Here is a 2,104-nt window from a genome sequence, read left to right on the forward strand (position 1 = left end):
CCCGACGGCGCAACCCACACGCCCGGCAGCGGGCTGCCGAAGCCGGCATTGCGCAGCGCCTCGCGCGAGGCGTCGCGGTCCTCGCCATTGCCGATCAGCAGCAACTCGAAACGCCCGGTCCAGTCCGACGATGGCGGATCGTAGATGTGGCGCGTCGCGGCCTCAAAGGTCTGATGGCCCTTGTCGGCAAGACGATAGAAACTGTTGCGGCCGACCTTTTCACGCGTCAGCCAGCCGTCAGCCGCCAGGCGGGACATCGCGGTGCGTACCACACCGCTGTCGATGTCCAGGCTTTCGAAGAATTCCAGCAGCGTGCCGAGCCACACCGAGCCGCCGCGCGGCACGATGGCGTCGCCGAACACGGTGATGACGATGGAGCCGGTGCGCGACGGCTCGCGCTTGAGCTGGTCGATGATACGGGAAAGCGGATGCGCCATGCGCGAGGCATAGCGCGTTTGGTGCAGGCGCGACAATGGACGGGAGCGACGCGAAGTGGACGCTTTCTCAATCTTCTTCCTCTCCCCGCACGCGGGGAGAGGCGAAGGAAGCATCACCGATGCGGATCGGGATACGCCAGGCTGCGCCAGCCGCTGCGGTCGAAGGGCATCCACTGGCCTTCCTTCTGCGCAAGCCGGTCAGCTACGGCATAAACCGCGGCGGGGTGATGCCCCATACCGCAATGGCTGCTCTCGATCTCGATGCTCTCGGTCTGCGCGCCCGACTTCTCCATGCAGCCCTGCCAGGCGCAGACGCCGTCGGTGCGGCTGAAGATGGCGGTGGTCGGCACCGGCGGCGGCACGGCGAGTTCGCCGCCGAAGCGCGGATCGACCTGATCGGCCTTCTGCCCGCTCGCCCATTCGTAGACGCGCCAGGCATTGGTGGAGCGCGGATCGCCGGCAAAGGGGCTGCCGAGGGTGATCACCTGACGCACGCGCTCGGGCATCATCTTGGCGAGCTGGCGCGCATAGAGGCCGCCGAGGCTCCAGCCGACCAGGCTGATCTTGCGGCCATGTGTGTCGCTGAGCTCCTGGACCAGATCGACCATCGCATGCTGCACGCCCGGACGCAGGCCGTAGTTGCGKCCCTGGCGCCAGCCGCTCACCGCGTAGCCCTTGCCGGACAGAAACGTGCGCAGCGCACGCGTGGACGCGTCGGAGGCGACAAGGCCCGGGAGCACCAGCACCGGATGCCCATCGCCGCGCGGCGCGAGGCTCAGCAGCGGCAGCGCACCGAGGAATGCGCCGAACTCGTGGATCGCGCGCCCCTCCAGAAACATCAGGGTACGGGACGGCGGGCGCAGCGTCTGGGCAGTAGCGGTCATCAATGTTTCCCTTGGGAAGGCGCCGGCCGCGATGCCGGCAATGGGCATGAATTCCAATACGCCGGCTTCTTGAACGTTCCGCAGCGCAACATGAATCAGCTAGGCGGCCGGTTCCCGACATTCAAGCGGGAGAGACGCGGGGCCACAATAGGCCCGCGCGTTAATGCTAACGTCCGTGACGCAAAAGTCACAGCAATCGAAGCAGGGATTCTACGGAGTAGAGCGCAAGTCCGGCCAGCCCGCCGATCAGCGAGCCGTTGAAGCGGATGTATTGCAGGTCGCGGCCGATGTTGATTTCAATCAGCGAAATCAGCTGCGCCATGTCCCACGCCTTGACCTGGTCGGAGATGAAGGTGGAGACGCCGCTCTTCTGATCCGCGACGAAGCTGCGCAGGACCGTCACCAGACCCTTGTTGATCTCGCCGCGCAGTTCGGCATCGCCGGCGAGCGCCTCGCCCGCGGCAACGAACATGCCGGCGAGATGATGCTGAAGCACCTGCGTCTCGCCGGAGGCGCTGCGCTCGATGAAGGAGCGTGTGTTGGCCCAGACGGTGCGGGCGAGATCGGCGAGCTCGGGCCGCGCCAGCAGATCGCGTTTCAATCCGTCGATGCGATCGATATAGGCCTGGTCGGTGCCGAGCCGGTCGACGAAGCTCAGCACCATGCGGTCGAACTCGCCGCGGAACGGATGTTTGGCATCGCTGCGCACCTCATTGAAGAAAGCGGTAGCGGACGCCACGATCTTGTTCACCAGAAACTTGTCGGCGCGGTAGAGCCTGAGCA

At 65.9% G+C, this 2,104-nt stretch carries 2 protein-coding genes and 1 pseudogene; all 3 read right to left on the reverse strand.

Features of this window, described 5'->3' with window-relative positions; translation table 11 throughout:
- A pseudogene (locus tag AC1D00_RS38170) lies at positions 1 to 437 on the reverse strand (phenylacetic acid degradation operon negative regulatory protein PaaX); the annotation flags it as partial.
- A 113-nt stretch (positions 438 to 550) separates the two neighbouring features.
- A complete protein-coding gene (locus AC1D00_RS38175; RefSeq protein ID WP_404554138.1) occupies positions 551 to 1,321 on the reverse strand; it encodes an alpha/beta fold hydrolase in 771 nt (256 codons plus the stop codon).
- A gap of 187 nt (positions 1,322 to 1,508) precedes the next feature.
- Positions 1,509 to 2,104, reverse strand: a 596-nt coding sequence (locus AC1D00_RS38180; protein ID WP_477014231.1) for a DUF445 family protein, incomplete at its 5' end; no start/stop codon positions are given.

This window comes from Bradyrhizobium sp. P2_E8, from assembly GCF_056403875.1.